General features: G+C 35.1%; 20 protein-coding genes and 1 pseudogene. 15 read left to right on the top strand and 6 right to left on the bottom strand.

The genetic code is table 11. From position 1 onward, the window contains the following. Positions 1–372 precede the first annotated feature (372 nt). Complete coding sequence (locus ACYQ3P_RS00795; RefSeq protein ID WP_460176057.1) at positions 373–993, top strand: energy transducer TonB; 621 nt, start codon at positions 373–375, stop codon at positions 991–993. Positions 994–1,106: 113 nt separating this feature from the next. Here the strand turns inward: ACYQ3P_RS00795 and ACYQ3P_RS00790 are convergent, their stop codons facing one another. Then, a complete protein-coding gene (locus ACYQ3P_RS00790; RefSeq protein ID WP_460176056.1) occupies positions 1,107–1,298 on the bottom strand; it encodes a DUF6722 family protein in 192 nt (63 codons plus the stop codon). Between the two features lie 31 nt (positions 1,299–1,329). On the opposite strand from ACYQ3P_RS00790, the gene ACYQ3P_RS00785 reads away from it, so the two are divergent. After that, the gene (locus ACYQ3P_RS00785; protein WP_460176055.1) at positions 1,330–1,872 is read left to right on the top strand and encodes a MotA/TolQ/ExbB proton channel family protein; all 543 of its coding nucleotides are present in this window, start codon (positions 1,330–1,332) and stop codon (positions 1,870–1,872) included. After that, positions 1,862–2,260, top strand: a complete 399-nt coding sequence (locus ACYQ3P_RS00780; RefSeq protein ID WP_460176054.1) for an ExbD/TolR family protein — start codon at positions 1,862–1,864, stop codon at positions 2,258–2,260. Before ACYQ3P_RS00785 ends, ACYQ3P_RS00780 begins: the two co-directional genes overlap by 11 nt. 1 nt (position 2,261) lies before the next feature. Here the strand turns inward: ACYQ3P_RS00780 and ACYQ3P_RS00775 are convergent, their stop codons facing one another. From ACYQ3P_RS00775 to ACYQ3P_RS00765, 3 genes are read right to left on the bottom strand one after another with little or no spacing between them, the layout of a single operon-like run. Further along, positions 2,262–2,447: a hypothetical protein gene (locus ACYQ3P_RS00775; protein ID WP_460176053.1), complete on the bottom strand. Its 186-nt coding sequence runs from the start codon at positions 2,445–2,447 to the stop codon at positions 2,262–2,264. Positions 2,448–2,490: 43 nt separating this feature from the next. Continuing rightward, positions 2,491–2,616, bottom strand: a complete 126-nt coding sequence (locus ACYQ3P_RS00770) for a hypothetical protein (protein ID WP_460176052.1) — start codon at positions 2,614–2,616, stop codon at positions 2,491–2,493. A 6-nt stretch (positions 2,617–2,622) separates the two neighbouring features. Then, positions 2,623–2,859, bottom strand: coding sequence for a DUF433 domain-containing protein (locus tag ACYQ3P_RS00765; protein ID WP_460178025.1), 237 nt, complete (start codon positions 2,857–2,859; stop codon positions 2,623–2,625). Between the two features lie 258 nt (positions 2,860–3,117). On the opposite strand from ACYQ3P_RS00765, the gene ACYQ3P_RS00760 reads away from it, so the two are divergent. Together ACYQ3P_RS00760 and ACYQ3P_RS00755 are read left to right on the top strand one after the other, a co-directional pair. Further along, entirely contained in the window at positions 3,118–5,316 is a 2,199-nt protein-coding gene (locus tag ACYQ3P_RS00760) for a TonB-dependent receptor (RefSeq protein WP_460176051.1), read from the top strand. After that, positions 5,286–5,570 (top strand): hypothetical protein, encoded by a 285-nt coding sequence (locus ACYQ3P_RS00755; RefSeq protein WP_460176050.1) that lies wholly within the window; start codon positions 5,286–5,288, stop codon positions 5,568–5,570. Before ACYQ3P_RS00760 ends, ACYQ3P_RS00755 begins: the two co-directional genes overlap by 31 nt. A gap of 30 nt (positions 5,571–5,600) precedes the next feature. On the opposite strand, the gene ACYQ3P_RS00750 is transcribed toward ACYQ3P_RS00755, so the two are convergent. After that, on the bottom strand, positions 5,601–7,262 hold the full coding sequence (locus ACYQ3P_RS00750) for an IS1634 family transposase (RefSeq protein ID WP_460175987.1): 1,662 nt from the start codon (positions 7,260–7,262) through the stop codon (positions 5,601–5,603). 158 nt (positions 7,263–7,420) lie between these two features. On the opposite strand from ACYQ3P_RS00750, the gene ACYQ3P_RS00745 reads away from it, so the two are divergent. The 10 genes and pseudogenes from ACYQ3P_RS00745 (at position 7,421) to ACYQ3P_RS00700 (ending at position 17,823) form a co-directional block, all read left to right on the top strand. Continuing rightward, a complete protein-coding gene (locus tag ACYQ3P_RS00745) occupies positions 7,421–8,176 on the top strand; it encodes an ABC transporter substrate-binding protein (RefSeq protein WP_460178024.1) in 756 nt (251 codons plus the stop codon). Next, positions 8,163–9,182 (top strand): FecCD family ABC transporter permease, encoded by a 1,020-nt coding sequence (locus tag ACYQ3P_RS00740; RefSeq protein WP_460176049.1) that lies wholly within the window; start codon positions 8,163–8,165, stop codon positions 9,180–9,182. Before ACYQ3P_RS00745 ends, ACYQ3P_RS00740 begins: the two co-directional genes overlap by 14 nt. 51 nt (positions 9,183–9,233) lie before the next feature. Then, on the top strand, positions 9,234–10,001 hold the full coding sequence (locus ACYQ3P_RS00735) for an ABC transporter ATP-binding protein (RefSeq protein WP_460176048.1): 768 nt from the start codon (positions 9,234–9,236) through the stop codon (positions 9,999–10,001). A 10-nt stretch (positions 10,002–10,011) separates the two neighbouring features. Further along, positions 10,012–13,881, top strand: a pseudogene (cobN, locus tag ACYQ3P_RS00730) (cobaltochelatase subunit CobN). Further along, positions 13,878–14,150, top strand: a complete 273-nt coding sequence (locus ACYQ3P_RS00725) for a magnesium chelatase ATPase subunit I (RefSeq protein ID WP_460176047.1) — start codon at positions 13,878–13,880, stop codon at positions 14,148–14,150. The pseudogene cobN and the gene ACYQ3P_RS00725 overlap by 4 nt, the downstream one beginning before the upstream one ends. After that, a complete protein-coding gene (locus ACYQ3P_RS00720) occupies positions 14,147–14,887 on the top strand; it encodes a magnesium chelatase ATPase subunit I (RefSeq protein WP_460176046.1) in 741 nt (246 codons plus the stop codon). Before ACYQ3P_RS00725 ends, ACYQ3P_RS00720 begins: the two co-directional genes overlap by 4 nt. Next, entirely contained in the window at positions 14,865–16,004 is a 1,140-nt protein-coding gene (locus tag ACYQ3P_RS00715) for an AAA family ATPase (protein ID WP_460176045.1), read from the top strand. Before ACYQ3P_RS00720 ends, ACYQ3P_RS00715 begins: the two co-directional genes overlap by 23 nt. A 3-nt stretch (positions 16,005–16,007) precedes the next feature. Beyond that, complete coding sequence (locus ACYQ3P_RS00710; RefSeq protein WP_488199851.1) at positions 16,008–16,688, top strand: vWA domain-containing protein; 681 nt, start codon at positions 16,008–16,010, stop codon at positions 16,686–16,688. Positions 16,689–16,692: 4 nt separating this feature from the next. Further along, positions 16,693–17,079 (top strand): tRNA (N6-threonylcarbamoyladenosine(37)-N6)-methyltransferase TrmO, encoded by a 387-nt coding sequence (gene tsaA, locus ACYQ3P_RS00705; protein ID WP_460176043.1) that lies wholly within the window; start codon positions 16,693–16,695, stop codon positions 17,077–17,079. Positions 17,080–17,613: 534 nt separating this feature from the next. Continuing rightward, positions 17,614–17,823 carry a hypothetical protein gene (locus ACYQ3P_RS00700; RefSeq protein WP_460176042.1) on the top strand — a complete coding sequence of 70 codons (210 nt, stop codon included), beginning with the start codon at positions 17,614–17,616 and terminating at the stop codon, positions 17,821–17,823. Between the two features lie 809 nt (positions 17,824–18,632). On the opposite strand, the gene ACYQ3P_RS00695 is transcribed toward ACYQ3P_RS00700, so the two are convergent. Continuing rightward, a complete protein-coding gene (locus tag ACYQ3P_RS00695) occupies positions 18,633–19,397 on the bottom strand; it encodes a GGDEF domain-containing protein (RefSeq protein ID WP_460176041.1) in 765 nt (254 codons plus the stop codon). Positions 19,398–19,462: the final 65 nt, after the last annotated feature.

Here is a 19,462-nt window from a genome sequence, read left to right as displayed (position 1 = left end):
ATTATCAATTGTCATCTTATGTTAAATATATGGAGATTACGAGAGAGTTTAGTCCTGAAGCAATCATGTTTTTTATGAGATTGCCACGCCTGCCTTTCGGCAGGCTCGCAATGACGAAGGAAGAAGGTCATTGCGAGGCAGACCGAAGGGATGCCGAAGCAATCTTCTGTTCTTTCGGAGGAGAAAAGGCTTGATTGCTTCGCTTTGCTCAAAATGACAGAGTGGGTGAAGCCCCTGCGATGAAGGTAGGGTTGATATCATTGCAATGAAGAAAAGGTGGATTGCCACGCCGCTCCTTTGGTGAGGCTCGTAATGAAAGATTAACAGGAGTTTTATAAAAAATCGCTCAATATAGGTTATATTTTATTGACAATGAAAAGATTACATAATTACGGGTTTATAATATCTGTCCTATTACATATGCTTGTTTTTGCGATTCCTATATCAATAGGAATCTCAGAAATTTATAAAGAAATTGAACTTTTTGTAATAGATGAAACCGATAATGTGGAAAAAAAACAGGAAATTAAGAAAAAATCAAAAATAGAACAAATTGTCAGAAGACAACCTCCACAAGAGGTTAGAGAAGAAAACCCAATAAAGCCATTGGAAAGAATTGAAAACATGTCACCTGCTTCATTGCCAGCTGAGGAGGAGAAAAAAACAGAAAAAAGCAATCCTTCCTCAGTTGTTGATAGATATGAAGGAGAATTTGGCACTGCTCAAGGACCTAAGTTTTTGCATAGAGAAATACCAGTGTATCCTTTGATGGCAAGAAGACTTGGAAAAGAAGGAAGGGTGCTACTTAGACTTACAATAGATGAAAAAGGAAATCTTGTAAATGTTGAAGTATTAGAGGGAGCATGTTGTGGATTTACAGAGTCAGCAGTTGAGGCTGTTAAAAAATCAACATTTATACCAGCAAAAATTGATGGAAAGCCAGTGCTATCAAGGGCATTACTTTCTATAAAATTTACATTAAGGAGGGATTAGTGGGATTTCTTGGTTTTTTTCTTCTCAGAGTATTCAGTATAAATAATCAGTCCATATATTATAACAGCAAAAATAAACATGCCTATAAGGGCAGCATAATAACCTTCCATTTATTATTCCTCCTTGTCTTTAGGTATTACATAAAAAGCTATAATTCCTATACATACTGCTGCTACAATTCCCATAATAGTTGTTACAAGATTTATTTTTTCTGTAAAAATATTTCCAATTACAATGATAGTAAGCAAATATTTCACCACATCCACAAGCATCTGTCCAAAAATTTTTCTTCTTTCTCTTATCATACATTAATTATATCAAATTAGGAGGAGATGGATGTTAGAGCTATTTTTAAAAGGTGGTTTTTTGATGTATCCGATTTTATTATGCTCTATTGCAGGAGTTGCCATATTTTTCAACAAATTCTTTGAATACAGAAAAGTATTGGCTGAATTAGAAAAGCCGATTGATGAAATCTTAGAAAAAAATCCCGAGATAATGCAGCCTATATTTGATGGAATAAGAAATGGTTGTAAGGAGAAGGAGATTTCTGTAATTGGAACAAAGCAGGTTCGTAAATTAGAGAGAGGATTAAGCTGGCTTGCTCTAATAGCCACAGTTGCACCTCTTCTTGGCTTGACAGGGACGGTTACAGGAATGATAAAGGCATTTATGGTGATATCCCAAAGCTCTTCTGTAAATCCAGCAATGCTTGCGGGAGGAATATGGGAGGCACTTATAACAACAGCAGCAGGACTGCTTGTAGCAATTCCAATTCACATTGGGCATCACTGGCTTGAAAAACAGGCAGATGAAATAGCATTTTTAATGAAAGAAATAACAACGATTTTTTATACGAGGTATAAAAATGGAGTTTGAAAGAAAAAAACATAATCATACACACATAAACATTGCTCCACTTGTTGATGTAGTATTTTTACTGCTTTTATTTTTCATGCTTACATCCCATCTTATTCAGGAACCAGCAATAAAAATAAAACTTCCCGAGTCAAAAACCTCTGAGGCTCGGAGCGAAAATATAAAAACTATTTACATCACAAAAAATGGTGAAATTTATTTTATGGACAAAAGAATTGATTTAGAGAGATTGAAAACAGTGATAAGCGAGTATATTGTAAATCCAGAAAATGACTTTGTAAGAATTAAAGCTGACAAGGAATCAGAAGTAGGCTTACTTGTAAGAGTCATTGATGAAGTAAGACTTGCAGGAATAAAAAACTACAGCATTGTAACAGAGAGAAAGTAAATTATCTTAACGGAAGTTTTCTGATTCTGTATTCTTTTTCATTTATTGAAACAATTGCCCCTTCAGCAGGCTCTTTTTCAATTAATGGAAGGACTGCAATTAAAAGTTTTGCAACTTTATCTGGCTTGGCATCTTCAAGACGGAGAGAAATAACACTTGGACGATTAAATCCACTTTTAGCAATCATTGCAGAAAAATCTAAATCTTGCGTAATGATTACAGCCTCTTCTTTATATGCTATCAGTAGCTGTAGGAGGAAGTTTATCAGTCACACGGATAATGTCATAGCCTGCGTTTTTAAATGCGTTAACAGCAATTGGAGAAATATGAACATCTGCTAAAAACTTTAATTTCATAATTTTTTATTCAGCAAAAACTGGCGTGGGATAATGATACTCACTTGCAAGCCATGCGGCATACTCAATTGCCTGAAGAATGTCTTCTTTTTCAAGTTCAGGATATGCTTTAAGAATTTCTTCATGAGTCATTCCAGAACCTAATAATTTTAAAATAAAAGCTACTGTTATACGCATTCCCCTTATTGTAGGTTGGCCATTGCAAATTTGAGGATTAATAGTAATACGGTCAAGCTTTTTCACATTAACAACCTCTAATCCTTTTAATTTAATTATACCACTAACTATGCCTAAAACTTGTAAAGCCTTTTGCAAATTTTTAATTAATCTTGACAAAACCTAATTTTTTATGGTTTAATTTTTTTAACCCACGAAGGGTTAGATAGGTCATGAAGGCCGTGGAAGGGCAGTAGCCCTTACCACGGCTTTTTTTATGAATTGGACTCATGAAGGGTCTACCTCTCACGAAGGGAGCTGAAAAAACTCAGATGGAGGGGTAGAATGATTTATCTAATTATTGTCATTTACAGTATCATGCTTATGTTTTCAAGCCTTTCCTATGCAGAGCAGCAGGAGGCAAAGCTTGAGGAAATTGTTGTGACTGCAACGAGAACTGAAAAAGAAGTTGAATTTGCTCCTGCTTCTGTAAGTGTTGTCACAAAAGAAAGAATTGAACTTAAAGCACCGAAGACAATTGACCAAGCCTTGAATGATGTTTCAGGTGTATTTGTAAGAAGAGCAAAGGGTTTAATGGATACTCTTTCATTTATTACTTTAAGAGGAATTCCTGAGCAGAAAAGAACACTGATTTTAATGGATGGAATTGTTTTAAACAATCCTTATACTGGAAATGTAAGAATGGGTGGATATTATCCTGAAGACCTTGAAAGGGTTGAGGTTGTAAAAGGTCCATTTTCCTCTCTTTATGGTGGTTATGCAATGGGTGGTGTTGTCAACTTTATTACAAAGATGCCTGAAAAAAGGGAATTTACTTTTAAAACAGGATATGGTTCAAGCTGGCACAGAGGAGAGGCAATGGATGACTTAAGAAGATTTTATATTTCATATGGAGATAAACTTTGGGATAAATTAAGTATATTTTTAAGCTATGGATGGCAGGGAACAGCCGGATATCCCACTGATTTGAATGTTCAAACAAGGAAACCTCCTGCAGGAATTACAGGTTATGAAGAAACTAAAACAAGGGAAGGGAAAATTGCATATTTGATAGGAGACAGAGGAGACAATCGTTGGTGGGATGATGGAATAACCATAAAGGTTCAGTATGAGTTTACAAAGGATACAAAAATAAGGCTAAGTTTTATGAGGAACAGGTATGAATATAATTATGACGATCCTCATACATATTTAAGGAATGCTTTAGGAAATCCTTTATGGAGCTATACTGGAGTAAGTGAATATACTTTTATTCCTGGTGGAGGTGGAAGAATTCAAAATACATATGGTTTAGGATTTGAGACTAATCTTTACAAGGATTTAAAGATGAAACTTAATATTTCTTATCTTGATACTGAAAAGGATTGGTATGTAACTACTTCTTCAGGTGCAAAAATAGATGGAAGCTGTACTGCCACATCCTGTTATGTTTCAAATACTCCTGCTAATGCTTATATGGCGGATTTACAGTTTAGCCTACCTATTTTTAACAATCAGATTCTTACATTTGGTGGGGCGATTAGATATGGTAAGGCAGATACAACAGAAAAATATCTTAGAACATGGAAAGATGAAAACTCTACAACAACACTAAAATATGAAGCAGGAGGAAAGGATAGAACATTTGCATTATTTATTCAGGATGAAATAATTCTTTTAAATAATTTGACAGCCTATGTTGGATTTAGACAAGACTGGTGGAAAACTTATGATGGATATGCAAATGATGTAGGTAAGCCTGGTTATCCAAAGGAATATCCTTCAAAGACCGCTTCATCTTTTTCTCCAAAATTTGCTTTAGTTTATAAACCCTTTGATAAGACAACATTAAGGGGTTCTATCGGAAAAGCATTCAGACCACCAACAGTTTATGAGCTTTACAGAACTTGGACATCCTCATCTGGAACAACCTATGCAGGAAATCCAGAGCTTTCACCTGAGAAAACTTTTTCATGGGATATAGGAGTTGAGCAGAAACTTTGGGAAGGAGCAAAAATATCTCTTACATATTTTGAAAATTACATAAAAAATTTAATTTATCGGAAAACTGTTACATCTACGCTTCAAGAGCTTGTTAATGTTGGAAAAGCTGAGTCTAAGGGAATAGAGTTTGGAGTTGAACAAAAAATTGGAAACAGGTTAAGGATATTTGGAAATATAACTTATACTGACTCTGAGATAAAAGAAAATGAAGCAAAACCTACAACTGTTGGATGCAGACTAACTTATAACCCTTTATGGAGGGCAAATATTGGAGCAGAATTTGAAAAATATGGATTCTCAGGAAGCATTGTTGGAAGATATGTTGGAAAATGGTTCATCAATGATGACAACTCAGACAAAGTAAACAATGTATATACTTCATATGACCCATATTTTGTTGTTGATGGAAGAATTGCCTATCAGATTACAAAGTTTGCAAAACTTGCTTTCTCTGTTGACAACATCTTTAACAGAAAATGCTATCAATACTATAAAGCACCAGGTAGGTCATGGTTTACAGAGCTTACATTAAAGTTTTAATAATCCTGCTTTTAATGGTAGGGGCAGGTTTTGCCTCTACCATAACTGTTAAAGATAAACTTGAAAGACAGGTTACTGTTCAAGCTCCAGTTAAAAGAGCAGTAGTAGTTATTACCTATGAACTTATTCCTGCACTTAATATATGGAATCAGGTTATAGGTGTTTCAAGATGGGCAGAAGATTATTGCGGACTTTATAAGGCAATTGTTACTGAAAATCCATCTTTAAACCCCACTTCATCAACTTTTGAATAAAAAAATTTTAAAATCAATGAGTTATAATTTTTAGATTAGCCTACAAAATTCTCTCGCACTTTCGTAAGTTCTGAAAATCTTATCCCCTACTCCCAATATTCTAAGTATCTTTTTATGTTCCTCCTTAGCTTTGCTCATAATCCTTATTTTCTCCCCCTCTATCTCAAAACCTCCTATCCCTATCTCATAAAATTTGTCCAAACACTTCTTCAGACTGTTTTCTTTGCTCTCCCTTAACCATCCTTTCTCCTTCAACTCATCCATTAGCCTGTTTAACACTGTCTGGGCTACCACACATAAAAATATATGCGTCCTTACTCTCCTGTCTTTATAATGATATATCGGTCTTATCTCTACAAAATCCTTTAACTGCTTGAATGCATCCTCCACTGTCTGTAATTCCTTATACTGCCTCTCTATCTCTTCATCTTCTTCCTTCATTAATGTCGTCTGCAAAATATACTTCCCACACATATCATATGCCTTCTTTATAGCTTCTTGCTTTGCTATTATCTGAAATCTGCCTTCTTCGTATCTGAAATCATAATAATTCTCAGCTCCACTTTTTGTCAGTTTCCTCTGCGCCCTCCTCAGTATTTTCTCCCTGTCTCTTAGCTTTCCTCTTTCTACCATCTGCCTTACTTTTTCCAATGCCTCCCTGCCCCTTTTAAGTATACTTTCCAATGTCTCCCTGTCATGGCTTTCTCTGTATTCAGACCCACATAGTACATATCTGCTCTTTACCCCTTCCTCTTCACTTATATAGATGGTCACTGGCAACTCCTTCTGAAATATATCTAACTGTATACCCTTCTGCACTACCATTTTCTTTGCTTCCCTAAATCTCATCGCTAATATGTAGTTTATCCCCTCTCTCTCAAGATACTCTATATTCTGTAATGTCACCATCCCCCTGTCTCCTATAAATACTGCCTCCTTGATGTCGTATCTCTTCTTTAACTGACTTATTAGTCCCTTTACTGTCTCCTTATCTGATATGTTGCCTTCTATAACATCAAAATGCACTGGAAATTTATTCTCGTTCAAACATAAACACAACAATACTTGCTTTTTATCGGGCTTCCCATCCCTTGAGTATCCATATCTTGCAAGCCCCAGAGGTCCTTGACCCTCAAAGTATACTGAGGTAATATCATAAAGCAACAACTTTGTCCCTTGTGCTCCCGTCTTATAAAAATCATCTAACACATTATCCATCTTCTCATACAACTTGTCCATTGCCCTGTATATCTCATTTACATGCATATCCTCTTCCCTTAAATCAAACAGTTCCATAAAACCACTTCTTCGTATCCATCCCACTGATGCATACTTACTCCTTGGCTCTATTATCCTGTTAAGCACTACTGCCAAAAGCAAATCTCTTACCTTCTTTGGAAAATGCCTTAACCATCCCAGAAATCCTATCTTCATCATAAATCCTAACAGTAACAGTATATGCCCTACTGAAGTTGCATCCTCAAAAAACTTGTCTTTGTCCACTACAACCTTTTTCTCAGGTGACTTAAGCAGTTGCCTTATTTTGGAAATAAGAGGCTCACCTAAGTGAGTGATATTGGCAATTTTTTCATGCCTAACCTTTTTAGTTTTTTTGTCTCTGTAAGCTTTAGATATTTCGTAGGTTTTGTATTTTTTACCTTTTTTTGTTGACCAAGATTCTTTTACAAACATAGTTACCTCCTTTTTTATATTAGTATACAAAAATTAGACAAAAAAGTCAATATTTAAGGGAATAAATAGGCAAAAATAATAAAGTTAGATTAGACTACAAAATTGAATGAAAAAAGATATAACTTATTGAATTATAAAGCTTTTGATATTTTTAAAGGCTGAAAATTGATGAAGTTGGGTTAAAAAGGGAAACAGTAGGTGCAGGTTCTGATGTAAATGTTGAGGCTGTGATGAAGCTTAAGCCTGATGTTGTTATAACATGGTCATACAATCCAAATACAGTAAAGTTTCTTGAAGAAAGAGGAACAAATGTAATTGCAATATATCCTGATAGTCTTGAAGAGCTTTACAAAGATATGAGAATGCATGGAAGGCTTTTTGGAAAAGAAAAGAGAGTTGAAGAAGTTATAAAGGAGATGAACAATATTTTTAAACTAATTCAAGATAAGGTTAGCAAAATTCCTCCTGAGAGAAGAAAAAAAGTTATTCATCTTGGAGGAGCTCCGACAAGGGTTTCTGCAGGAGTAGGAGTTACAGCAGATGTAATTAAAATTGCAGGTGCAATAAATCCAGCAGGAAATATTATGCAAAGAAACATAGATGTTTCAATTGAAAAGATTATTCAGTGGAATCCAGATGTAATATTTATATGGGGCTCTGCAGGATATGATGAATCCTGGTTATATAATAATTCACAATGGAGATTTGTTAAGGCTGTAAAAAATCATCAAGTTTACAAACTCCCAAAGTGGTCTATATGGTCTCCAAGACTTGCTCCAATTGCTCTTTACATGGCAATGAAAATTTATCCAGAGTATTTTAAAGATGTAAATTTTGAGAAAGTAACTGACGATTTCTATAAAAAAGTCTTTGGAATATCTTATTATAAGGTAAGACATTATGAGGGGTATTAAATCAATATTAATTCTTCTTTCTCCATTTCTCATTGGTTGGATTGCTCTTTTTTTGGGTGCTTATGGAGTTACACCTTTTATGGTTATAAAAATTTTATTTAATGAATTATTTCATACACTTGCACCTACACATGCACTTGATGTCGGAGATATTCCAGAGAAGGCTATAATAATTGATATAAGGCTTCCGAGGGTTTTGCTTGCTGGGATTGTTGGAGCATGCCTTTCAGCTTCAGGGGTTACACTTCAGGGAATATTTCGTAATCCATTGGTTGACCCATTTATACTTGGAATTTCAGCAGGTGCAGCATTTGGTTGTGCAATTACGATCGGGTTTTTAAGCTTTCTTCCAATTCAGCTTATGGCTTTTGGTTTTGCTACATTGGCAGTTATGATTGCCTATTTGGTTGCAAGGACACAGGGTGAGGTTTCAAGACTACCTTTAATTTTGTCAGGAGTTATTGTTTCAGCATTTTTTACTGCAATGGTATCAATAGTTAAATTTTTGGTTGACCCCCATAAACTTCAAAGCATTGTTTACTGGCTTATGGGTAGTTTTTCTTTGGCAGATTGGAGCTCTGTAAAGCTCTCTCTTTTAGGAGTTGTTCTCGGAATTTTACCAATTTTTCTTATGCGATGGAGATTGAATGTGATGAGCATGGGTGAGGAGGAGGCTCAAGCACTTGGCGTAAATATAAGGAGGGAGAGAGTTTTGTTTATAGGATTTTCAACATTTGCAGTAGCAGTTGCAACATCCCTTTGCGGAATTATTGGATGGGTTGGACTTATGGTTCCCCATCTTGTAAGAATGCTTACAGCACCAGACCATAAAACCCTTGTTCCACTTTCAATTTGTGCAGGTGCCTCGTTTATGATAGCTGCAGATACTGTAGCAAGAACTCTTACAAGTTTTGACATTCCAGTAGGAATTATTACTGCCTTAACAGGTGCACCATTTTTTATATATCTTATGAAGCGTGGTGGAAAGGAAGCATGGGGGAAATAGTGGTTGGTGAATAGTGGATGGTGGATAATGGATGGTGAAAAGGAGTAAAGGATGCTTGAGATAGAGGATTTATATTTTAGGCATAAAGGAAGGGAGGAGGTTTTAAAAGGAATAAGTTTTTGTGCTGAAAAGGGCAAGATAACAACAATTCTTGGACCTAATGGTTCTGGAAAGACAACACTTTTTCGCTGTATTGCAGGTCTTTGGAAGCCTTACAAAGGTGAGATTTTGTTTGACGGAAAAAAGATTGACAATTTATCTCATATTAAAAGGACAAAAATTTTTTCAGTGGTTCCACAGGAGCATGAGCCAGCATTTCCATATTCTGTTTTAGATGTTGTTCTTATGGGAAGGGCAAGTTATGTTGGAATTTTTTCAGCACCGGGAAAAAAGGATTATGAAATTGCAATTTCTGCGATTAAAACAGTTGGAATTGAACATATTATGGATAAGCCATATACAAAAATTAGTGGAGGTGAGCGTCAGTTAACCCTTATTGCAAGGGCACTTGCGCAGAACTCACCTGTTATGCTACTTGATGAGCCAACAAGCCATCTTGATTTTAGAAATCAAGTTAATGTTTTAAAGAAAATTAAGGAAATTGCAAAGGAAAAGGCTCTTACAGTTGTTATGACCCTTCATGACCCAAATCTTGCAAGCCTTTTTTCAGACAAAGTTGTTGTCATAAATTCTGGAGCAAAGATTGCAGAAGGTTCACCCGAGGATGTTATTAGTGAAGAGTTGATTAAAAGGGTTTATGGAGTTGAGGTAAAGAAGGCTAACTTTGATGGAATAAGTCTGATTTATCCTGTTTTGTAGGAGGTTGAATATGCTTAAAATTTTATCAATTGTTTGGCAGAGTTATTACAATATGCTTTATAAAGTGTCAAAAAATATAAATGATTTCTCAGTTAAAGTTTACTCTGCAAGAATCCTTGACAGTGAACCTGAAAAGCTGGATAAGATTTTAAAGGAAATTGAAGATTCTGATATTATTTTTCTATATCGTTCAAATGAAGCAATATGGGAAAGTATAGAAAAAAAATTAAAAGAAGAGCCTGCAAAAGCAAAAATTATTTGTCTTGGACATGCCCCTTCATACTGGACTCTATCAAATATTCATCCAGAGATTTTAAGCAAAGCTTATAAATATCTTGTGATAAATGGAGAGAAAAACATAAAAAATATGTTCCTTTTTCTTGCAAATGAAGTAGGAGGTTTGAACATTTCCTATGAAGAGCCAGAAGAGATTCCTTGGGAAGGGCTTTATCATCCTGATGCAGAAAAAATTTTTAAAGACATTGATGAATATCTTTCTTGGTATGAAAAAAGAGGAAAGAGATGTGCAAGTGCAGGTGCATGTGTAGGAATACTTTTTTCAAGGCATTACTGGATAAATGGAAATAAAGATGTTGAAGATTTATTGATAAGGAAGCTTGAGGAAAAAGGAATTAATGTGATTTCTGGTTTTGCATACTCAGTTAAAGATAATGCCTTAGGGACAAAGGGAAGCGGAGAGGTTATTTTGGAATGGTTTATTGATAAAGATGGAAAGCCAAGAATTGATGCTCTTATAAAGCTTATTTCATTTTTCATTGGAACAAGCAGAGAAAAAAGAATGGACAATACTGATGTGGCAAGTGAAGGAGTTGAAATATTGAAAAAACTTAATGTTCCTGTTTTTTCTCCTATAAATTCGTATTATAAAACAATTAAAGAGTGGGAAAAAGAAGAGCTTAATCTTGATATTGGATGGAGCATATCTCTTCCTGAGTTTGAGGGAGTTATTGAGCCAATTATCATTTCTGCTCAAGTAGAAGGTGAAGAATCTGAAAGAAAAAAGATGCCAATTAAAGATAGAGTTGAAAAACTTGTTGAAAGAATTTACAGATGGATTGAATTAAAAAGGACTCCTCCTCAAGAAAGAAGGATTGCCTTTATTCTTCATAACAATCCATGTGCATCCGTTGAAGCAACTGTAGGCTCTGCAGCACACCTTGATAGTCTTGAGTCTGTAGTTGAGATTATGAAGAAGATGAAGGAAGCTGGATATAATGTTCATGTTCCTGAAAAAGGAAAGGCATTAATTGATGAAATAATGAATAAAAAGGCAATATCAGAATTTAGATGGACAACAGTTCAGGAAATTGTTGAAAAAGGTGGAGCTTTAGCATTTGTTGAGAAGGAGAAATATTTAGAATGGTTTAATGAAATTCCTAAGAAAACTCGTTTAAGAATTATTGAGGCATGGGGAGAACCGCCGGGAGAATATAAAAATGGGATTCCTCCAGCAATGCTTTACAATGGAAAAATAGTTATCACAGGTTTAAGATTTGAAAATGTCTTGGTTATGGTTCAACCAAAAAGAGGATGTGCAGGTTCAAGATGTGATGGTCAGGTCTGCAAAATCCTTCATGACCCTGATGTTCCACCACCTCATCAATATATAGCAACTTATAAATGGCTTTCGCGTGAGTTTAAGGCTCATGCAATAGTTCATGTCGGAACACATGGAAATATTGAGTTTTTACCTGGAAAAGGTGTTGCTCTATCTTCTGCCTGCCTACCAGATATTTCAATTGATACAGTTCCTCATCTTTATATTTACAATGCTGATAATCCTCCAGAGGGAACAATTGCAAAAAGGCGTAGCTATGCAGTTTTGGTTGATCATATGCAGACTGTGCTTACTGAAGGAGGACTTTATGATGAACTTTTAGAGCTTGATAGACTTCTTGGTGAATATGAAGAGGCAAAAAGAAAAGAACCTGCAAGAATTCACACACTTCAGCATATGATAATTAATGCAATAGGTAAAGCAAAGCATGATAAAGAAATAAGATATTTTGGAAAGGAAAAACGGTTTCATTAAGTGAGCTAAATCACGAAGAACTTCATCAGGTTCCCTTTGATGAAATTGTTGAATCTGTCCATTCTAAGCTTTCTCTTATAAGAAACACTCAAATTCAGGATGGAATGCATATATTTGGAAAATTACCTGAAGGTGAAAGAAGAGTGGATTTCATATACTCAATTTTAAGATATGGTACTGGAGAGATTTCTTTAAGAAAAGAAATAGCAAAACTTCTTGGATATGATATTTCACAATTGCTTGAAAATTCTGAAAAAGTTGATTTAAAAACTGGAAAATCTTATGGAGCTTTAGTTGAAGAAATAGATAAAATTGGAAAGGAAATTGTTAAGAAAGTTTTAATGGGGGTGGCATGATGGAGATTTTAAATAAAATTGACTGGAATGATCCGAAATGGAAGACAATAAAGGAAAAGATTTTGGAACTTAACAGAAAAATTGAAGATTCAAGAGAAATTGAATCTCTTCTAAATGGATTTTCAGGAGGATATATACCTGCAGGACCAAGCGGACTTATAACAAGAGGAAGGGATGATGTTTTACCCACAGGAAGAAATTTTTACAGTTTAGACCCTCACAGAGTTCCAACTCCTTCTGCCTATGAAATAGGAAGAAAACTTGCTGAAAAACTGATAGAAAAACATTTAAAAGAAGAAGGAAGATATCCTGAAAATATAGCAATTTACTGGCAGTGTACAGACATTATGTGGGCAGATGGAGAAGGAATGGGACAGATTATGAGTCTTTTAGGAGTAAGACCTGTATGGCTTTCAAATGGTAGAGTTAAAGGAATTGAGGTAATTCCCTTAAGTGAGCTTGGTAAACCTCGTATCGATGTAACAATAAGGGTTTCTAGAATTACAAGGGATAATTTCCCAATGTGTATTGAGCTAATTGATGAAGCAGTGAAGACTGTGGCATCTTTAAATGAGCCTGAAGATATGAATTTTATAAGGAAACATACTCTGGAGCAAATTTCACAAAATGGAGGAGATTTTAGCTCTGCAACACTAAGGATTTTCTGTTCAATGCCAGGGACATATCAGGCAGGAACTCAGCTTGCAGTTTATGCCTCTGCATGGAAAGATGAAAAGGATCTTGCAGAAGTATTTCTTTACTGGAATGGATATGCCTATGGAAAGGGAATTTGGGGAGAGAGCAAACATAAAGAATTTGCAAGTATTCTTAAAAGTGTTGATGTAACTTACAATAAAGTTGTCTCAGATGAGTATGATCTTTTTGGATGTTGCTGTTATTTTGGCACACATGGAGGAATGACTGCTGCAGAGCAAGACACTTAAGTGGTAAAGATGTTAAAACCTATTATGGAGATACAAGGGAGCCTGAGCATGTTGAAGTTAGAGATCTTGCTGATGAAATTAGAAGGGTTGTAAGAACAAAATTGCTTAATCCTAAATGGATTGAAGGAATGAAAAGACATGGATATAAGGGAGCAGGGGATATTTCAAAAAGAATTGGAAGAGTTTATGGATGGCAGGCTACAACTCGGGAAGTTGATGGCTGGATATTTGATGATATTTCAAGAGTATTTTTGATGAATGAAGAAAATAGAAAATTCTTTGAAGAGCATAATCCTTGGGCATTGGAAGAAATAGCGAGGAGGCTGATTGAAGCATTGGAAAGAGAGCTTTGGTCTCCTTCAGATGATGTAAAGGAGGCTTTAAAGCAGATTTATCTTGAAATTGAAGGATGGATTGAGGAAAAAATTGGAGATACAAAGGGAGATTTTCAGGGTGGAAGTATAGATGTTGTGACAGCAGATGAGGTTGAATACTGGAAAAATAAAATGAGGGAGGTTTTGAAATGATTTTTCTTTTCACAGCAATTGTTAACCAAGAGGAGATGAAGCTTGCACTGGTTTTAAATGTTATAGACCCAAGTATTGGTGGAGTTTTGATAATGGGAGAAAAAGGAACTGCAAAATCTACCACTGTTCGTGCATTGGCAGAGCTTCTTCCCGAGATAGATGTTGTTAAAGGTTGCAGATTTAGTTGTGCTCAAGAAGGACCTTTTTGCAGTGAATGTTTAGAAAGAATTGAAAATAATGGAAATTTAGAGATTGAAAAAAGAAGATGAGAGTTGTTGAGCTTCCATTAGGTGTTACAGAGGACAGAGTTGTTGGAACACTTGATATTGAACATGCAATAAAAAGAGGTGAAAAAAGATTTGAGCCCGGAATTTTAGCAGAAGCAAACAGAAACTTTCTTTATGTTGATGAAGTAAACCTTTTAGAAGACCATATAGTTGACCTTCTTTTAGATTCTGCAGCAATGGGAATAAACACCGTTGAAAGGGAGGGAATTTCATTTGTTCATCCTGCAAGATTTATCCTTGTTGGAACTATGAATCCTGAGGAAGGAGAACTCAGACCACAACTTCTTGACAGATTTGGACTTTGTGTTCAAGTAAATTCAATAAGGGATAAGGCTTTAAGAATGGAGATACTTAAAAGAAAAATAGAGTTTGATGATGATCCTGAAGGTTTTTATAAAAAGTGGGAAAACAAGCAAAAGGAGCTTTCAGAAAAAATAATTAAAGCAAAGGAAAAGTTAAAGAATATGACAGTTTCAGATGATGCTTTATCCGCAGTTGTTGAAATTACTGGTGAGCTTAATCTTGATGGTCACAGAGCAGATATTGTTATGCTTAAGTCAGCAAGAGCCTATGCTTCATTTAATGGGAAAAAGGAAGTTTCAGTTGAAGATGTAAAAGCTGTTGCACCATTTGCTTTAAAGCACAGGCTTAAAAGACTTCCATTTGAAGATATAACTTATGAGGCTGAAAAATTAAATGAAGTTCTTAAGAGAATTTAAAGTGAATTTTTTAAATTTTGTAAATCAAGAAAATGCAAAACTTACCCTTCTTCTTAATCTTATAGAGCCAAGATGTGGAGGAGTGTTAATTGTAGGAAAAAAGGGAACTGGAAAGTCAACACTTATTAAAGCATTCAGTGAAATTGTTAAAAATGTTGGAATACCGATTTATGAACTTCCGATGAATGCAACAGAGGAGGCAGTTTTAGGAGGAATTGATATTGAAAACACAATTAAATATGGAAAAAGAGTTTTTCAAAAAGGTTTTCTTTCAAAAGTAAACGGAGGTTTCTTAATTATTGAAGACATAAATCTTTTTCCTCTTGATATTCTTTCAGTTGTTTTTGAAACACAAGCAAGAGGTGTAAACATAATTGAAAGAGAAGGCTTCAAATTAAGTGAGCCTTCAAATTTCCAGATACTTGCAACAATGAATCCTGAAGAAGCTGAATTTTCATCTCATTTTCTTGATAGATTTGGTTTATGTGTATTTATGGATGAAAAGATAGATAAAGAAAAGAAGAAGGAGATTGTAAAATTCCATTGCGTGGAAGGAAGAGAGAATTCAATTAATGGATTGATTGAGAAAATTAAAACTTGGATAGAAATATCAAAAAAAGTTCATGTGCCAGACGATGTTAAAGAATTTATTGCTGAAGTTGTTTTAAATGAGGCAGTTTCAGGGCATAGGGCGGATATATATCTTTATTATGCTTCAAAAGCCTTTACAGCATACAAAGGTGAAACAATAGTCACGGAAGAGCATGTTAAGGTGGTTGCGCCTTTTGTATTAAATCACAGAAGAAGATTTATTGAACCTCCTTCTGAGGAGCAAGAACATAGCCATGAATCTTCTAATACCAATTCAGATGAAAATAAAGAAAAGAAAGAGCAGAAAACTTCTCCTATAAAAAATGAAGATTTTGAAAATGCTAAATCTCAAGAGATCCCATCTTCTGAAAAGGAAGAAATTTTTCCAGTTGGAGAACCATTTAAAGTAAAAAGACTGATTTTAAGAAAAGATAGACTAATAAGAACTGTAACTGGAAGAAGGACAAAGACAAAAGCAAAAGGAAGAGGTGGAAGATATATAAGAAGCCTTATTCAGAAAAGGTAAGAAATAGCCATTGATGCAACAATAAGAGCATCTGCACCATTTCAAAAATTAAGAGGAATGAAGGATTCTTTAATCATTCTTGATGAAGATTTACGATACAAAGAAAAAGAAAGAAAAATGAGTCATACCGTAATTTTTATTGTTGATGGCTCAGGTTCTATGGGAGTTGAAAAAAGAATGACTTTAGCTAAAGGATCAATTTTTTCCCTTCTTATGGATTGTTATCAAAAGAGAGATAAGGTTTCAATGATATGTTTTAGAAAAGACAAAGCTGAAGTAGTTCTTCCTACATCTTCAACTGAACTTGCCATTAAAAAACTTAAGGAAATTCCAACTGGTGGTAAAACCCCTCTTGCAGCAGGACTTATGGAAGCATACAAACTTGTGAAAAACTTGCATTTTAAACATCCGGAAATGAGATTTTTGATTTTACTTTTAACCGATGGAAAAGCAAATGTTTCTTTAACTGGAAAACCTCCATTTGAAGAAATTCAAAGTATTTGTTTTATGCTTAGGGATATGCCAGCTACAGATTTTATTGTCATTGACACTGAAAAGAAGAACAGTTTTATAAAAATGGATTTGGCATTTAAAATTGCGGAATGGCTTAATGCGAGATATTTTTTAATTGATGAAATTAAATCAGACACTCTTGCTCAAATTGTAAGTTTTTATAAAAAATAACATTATGCAGTTTATTTTTAAACCAATTGGTTACATAAGGACAAAGGCAGAGACAGTGCCGAGGCATTGGAGTATTTCTGATGTTGAAGGAGAGATTGTTGTTGACCCTGAGTATAAGCTTGGACTGAGAGACACTAAGCCGGGAGATAAAATTGTTGTAATTTTTGTGTTTCATAAATCACCACCATTTACTCCTGAAAAGCTAATTCAGAAGCCACCTCATCTTGATGAGGAGAGAGGAGTTTTTAGCATTTGCTCTCCTCATAGACCAAATCCAATAGGACTTTCAGTGCTTGATGTGATAGAAGTTAATGATAATGTGATAAAAGTAAAAAGAATTGATATGTTTGATGGCACTCCTGTGCTTGATCTAAAACCTTATGCTTTATAATTAAGAATGTTAGTTTTTATCTATCTTTTGCTTCATACCAAAATTGAGAGATTTTTTATAGGAAATTTTGTTAGCCTTTCATTGCGAGTACACCGAAGGTAAGGCTATTCAGTCTCATAAAAGAGAGTTTGCTTCCTTTTCGCTTAGCTGGGAGTCGTAATGACGCACGAGAAGGTCATTGGGTGTCCCGAAGAAGGTGAGGCGTGGCAAACACTCATTGAAGGGCATAAAAGGCGAGATTGCTTCGCTTCGCTCGCAATGACGGGGTAGTGGAGATTGCTTCGGGACTTCGTCCCTCACAATGACGGTGAGGGACCTTTCATTGCGAGCCTGCCGATTAATTTTTTCCGTCATTGCGAGCCTGCCGACAGGTAGGCGTGGCAATCTCTCTTCCTTGATACACCTGTCATTGCGAGCCAAAGGACTGCGAAGCAATCTCGTCTTTTGCCTTTTACGTCTCACGCCTTAAGTTTTACGAATGTTTATAGGTTACTTAGTCGCTTCGCTCCTTGCAATGACAGATAATGGATAGCTGTGAAAGAAAAAATATCTTATTTTCAAATGATTGTAGCAATTCTTGGATTTTTATCTCTATTTTGTTGTATCATCTATTCATGGAAAAAAGGACTGTATTATGAAATAGAAGAGAAATGCACAATAAAACAAAAATTTGGAAAATGTCTAATCCCTCTAAGAACAGCTTTTTTTCTGCTTGGAATGTTTTACAATTCATATTCAAGATAAATGCCCAAATTGTTATTCCCGCAATTCTGTCAGACTCATTGAGCTTTTCCTATCTGAACCAGACCCTACTGATGAGCAGATTAGAAAAACTATTAATGAAAAATTCCTAAAGATTCCATGAGTTTTTAGGCTTTTAAACAATTTTTGTTAAAAACTCTGTTAATCTTTTTAAAAAGTGCTGATAAAAATTTAGAAATTCTTTATTTGCCCAAAATTGTAGCATATCACTTTTTGCTCTATTTGAAGTATTGTCAATCTAAATTATACAATTCTCAGATGTCATTAAGAATATAATCCTGTAATTTTTATGAGATTGCTTCAGGTGCTGAAGTACACTTGTATTGACGGAAAAAATGAATTGCAGGCTCGAAATGACCTTCCTCTCCATCATTGCGAGGGTATCCCCTTCCCGTCATTGCGAGGAGCGATAGCGACGAAGCAATCTCGTCGTCATAGTGCCATAGTGCGACAGTGCTACAGAGCGACAGAACTTATTCTAAGAAGAGATTGCTTCGGCATCCTGACGGATGCCTCGCAATGACGAAAAGGGTGGATGCCTCGCAATGACGAGGTGGAAGGATTCCTCGCAATGACTGGATGGGACATAGAGGAAGAGAGATCACTTCGGCTTGCTAAAGCAAGCCTCGTGATGACGGAAAAATGTTGCTTTGCAAGCCTCGTGATGACGGGAAAAAGTTGTTTGACAAGCCTTGCAAAGACAGAAAAAAACAGACGGTGAGGCTCGCAATCGCTTAAAAAAATCGTCAGGCGCGCAGTCACAGACTAAAAAGATTTATATAAATCGCTCATTAGGATAAAGATAATCCTACTGTATGTTTAAAGCCTACCTCAATTCTGTTTTTCCCTGAATACTTTGCTCTATAAAGTGCATTATCAGCCCTTTCTATAGCATCAATCGGATTTTCGTTGAAGGATAATTCTGCAATTCCTATGCTTACAGTTATGTAGAGTTTTTCTCTTCCTATATTAACAGGCTTTTTTGAAATGCTTTCTCTTACTCTTTCCAAAGCAAAACACGCACTTATTTCGTCAGTGTCAGGAAGTATTACTAAAAACTCTTCTCCCCCATATCTTGAGACAATATCATTCAATCTCAAAGATTTCTTAATCTCCATTGCAATATGCCTTAAAACCCTATCTCCAACAAGGTGTCCATATTTATCGTTAATGGATTTAAAGTTGTCTATATCAATCATAGCAATTGATAGATTGCCTCCGTTTCTTCTCATTCGTGCCATCTCTTCCATTAATCTGTCAAATCCTGCTTTTCTGTTGTAAACTGATGTAAGTTCATCATAATAAAGCTGACTTTCTACTTTTGCAAATAGATTGTTTATTGTTTCTTCTGTTCTTTTTTTCATTATTTTCGCAAACAAAAAATTAAATATAATTGCACCAACTGTGAGGCCTGAAACGATTAAGATTATATCGTTTTTGCTGTATCCGAGAGTTGATAACATCAATGAAGAGATGGCTAAAATTGCTATGATATTTAATAGAAACCATTTATGAATATCCTTTGACAGATTTAAAATTATTGACTTGGCACTCATTTCATCCTCCTTTAAGGTTTTTTAAAGGAAGAACAAAAAGCATGCCAAAATGAATCTTGTTTAAA

Source organism: Thermodesulfovibrio hydrogeniphilus (assembly GCF_054657355.1).
Note: the sequence above shows the minus strand (reverse complement) of the source record. Positions and strands in the feature narration are given on the sequence as shown.

Excerpts from the sequence above, each read along its gene's own strand:
- ACYQ3P_RS00795 (WP_460176057.1), top strand. The coding sequence starts at position 373 with ATGAAAAGATTACATAATTACGGGTTTATAATATCTGTCCTATTACAT.
- ACYQ3P_RS00790 (WP_460176056.1), bottom strand. The coding sequence starts at position 1,298 with ATGATAAGAGAAAGAAGAAAAATTTTTGGACAGATGCTTGTGGATGTG.
- ACYQ3P_RS00785 (WP_460176055.1), top strand. The coding sequence starts at position 1,330 with ATGTTAGAGCTATTTTTAAAAGGTGGTTTTTTGATGTATCCGATTTTA.
- ACYQ3P_RS00780 (WP_460176054.1), top strand. The coding sequence starts at position 1,862 with ATGGAGTTTGAAAGAAAAAAACATAATCATACACACATAAACATTGCT.
- ACYQ3P_RS00775 (WP_460176053.1), bottom strand. The coding sequence starts at position 2,447 with ATGATTGCTAAAAGTGGATTTAATCGTCCAAGTGTTATTTCTCTCCGT.
- ACYQ3P_RS00770 (WP_460176052.1), bottom strand. The coding sequence starts at position 2,616 with ATGAAATTAAAGTTTTTAGCAGATGTTCATATTTCTCCAATTGCTGTT.
- ACYQ3P_RS00760 (WP_460176051.1), top strand. The coding sequence starts at position 3,118 with ATGATTTATCTAATTATTGTCATTTACAGTATCATGCTTATGTTTTCA.
- ACYQ3P_RS00755 (WP_460176050.1), top strand. The coding sequence starts at position 5,286 with ATGGTTTACAGAGCTTACATTAAAGTTTTAATAATCCTGCTTTTAATG.
- ACYQ3P_RS00750 (WP_460175987.1), bottom strand. The coding sequence starts at position 7,262 with ATGTTTGTAAAAGAATCTTGGTCAACAAAAAAAGGTAAAAAATACAAA.
- ACYQ3P_RS00740 (WP_460176049.1), top strand. The coding sequence starts at position 8,163 with ATGAGGGGTATTAAATCAATATTAATTCTTCTTTCTCCATTTCTCATT.
- ACYQ3P_RS00735 (WP_460176048.1), top strand. The coding sequence starts at position 9,234 with ATGCTTGAGATAGAGGATTTATATTTTAGGCATAAAGGAAGGGAGGAG.
- ACYQ3P_RS00725 (WP_460176047.1), top strand. The coding sequence starts at position 13,878 with ATGATTTTTCTTTTCACAGCAATTGTTAACCAAGAGGAGATGAAGCTT.
- ACYQ3P_RS00720 (WP_460176046.1), top strand. The coding sequence starts at position 14,147 with ATGAGAGTTGTTGAGCTTCCATTAGGTGTTACAGAGGACAGAGTTGTT.
- ACYQ3P_RS00715 (WP_460176045.1), top strand. The coding sequence starts at position 14,865 with ATGAAGTTCTTAAGAGAATTTAAAGTGAATTTTTTAAATTTTGTAAAT.
- tsaA (WP_460176043.1), top strand. The coding sequence starts at position 16,693 with ATGCAGTTTATTTTTAAACCAATTGGTTACATAAGGACAAAGGCAGAG.
- ACYQ3P_RS00695 (WP_460176041.1), bottom strand. The coding sequence starts at position 19,397 with ATGAGTGCCAAGTCAATAATTTTAAATCTGTCAAAGGATATTCATAAA.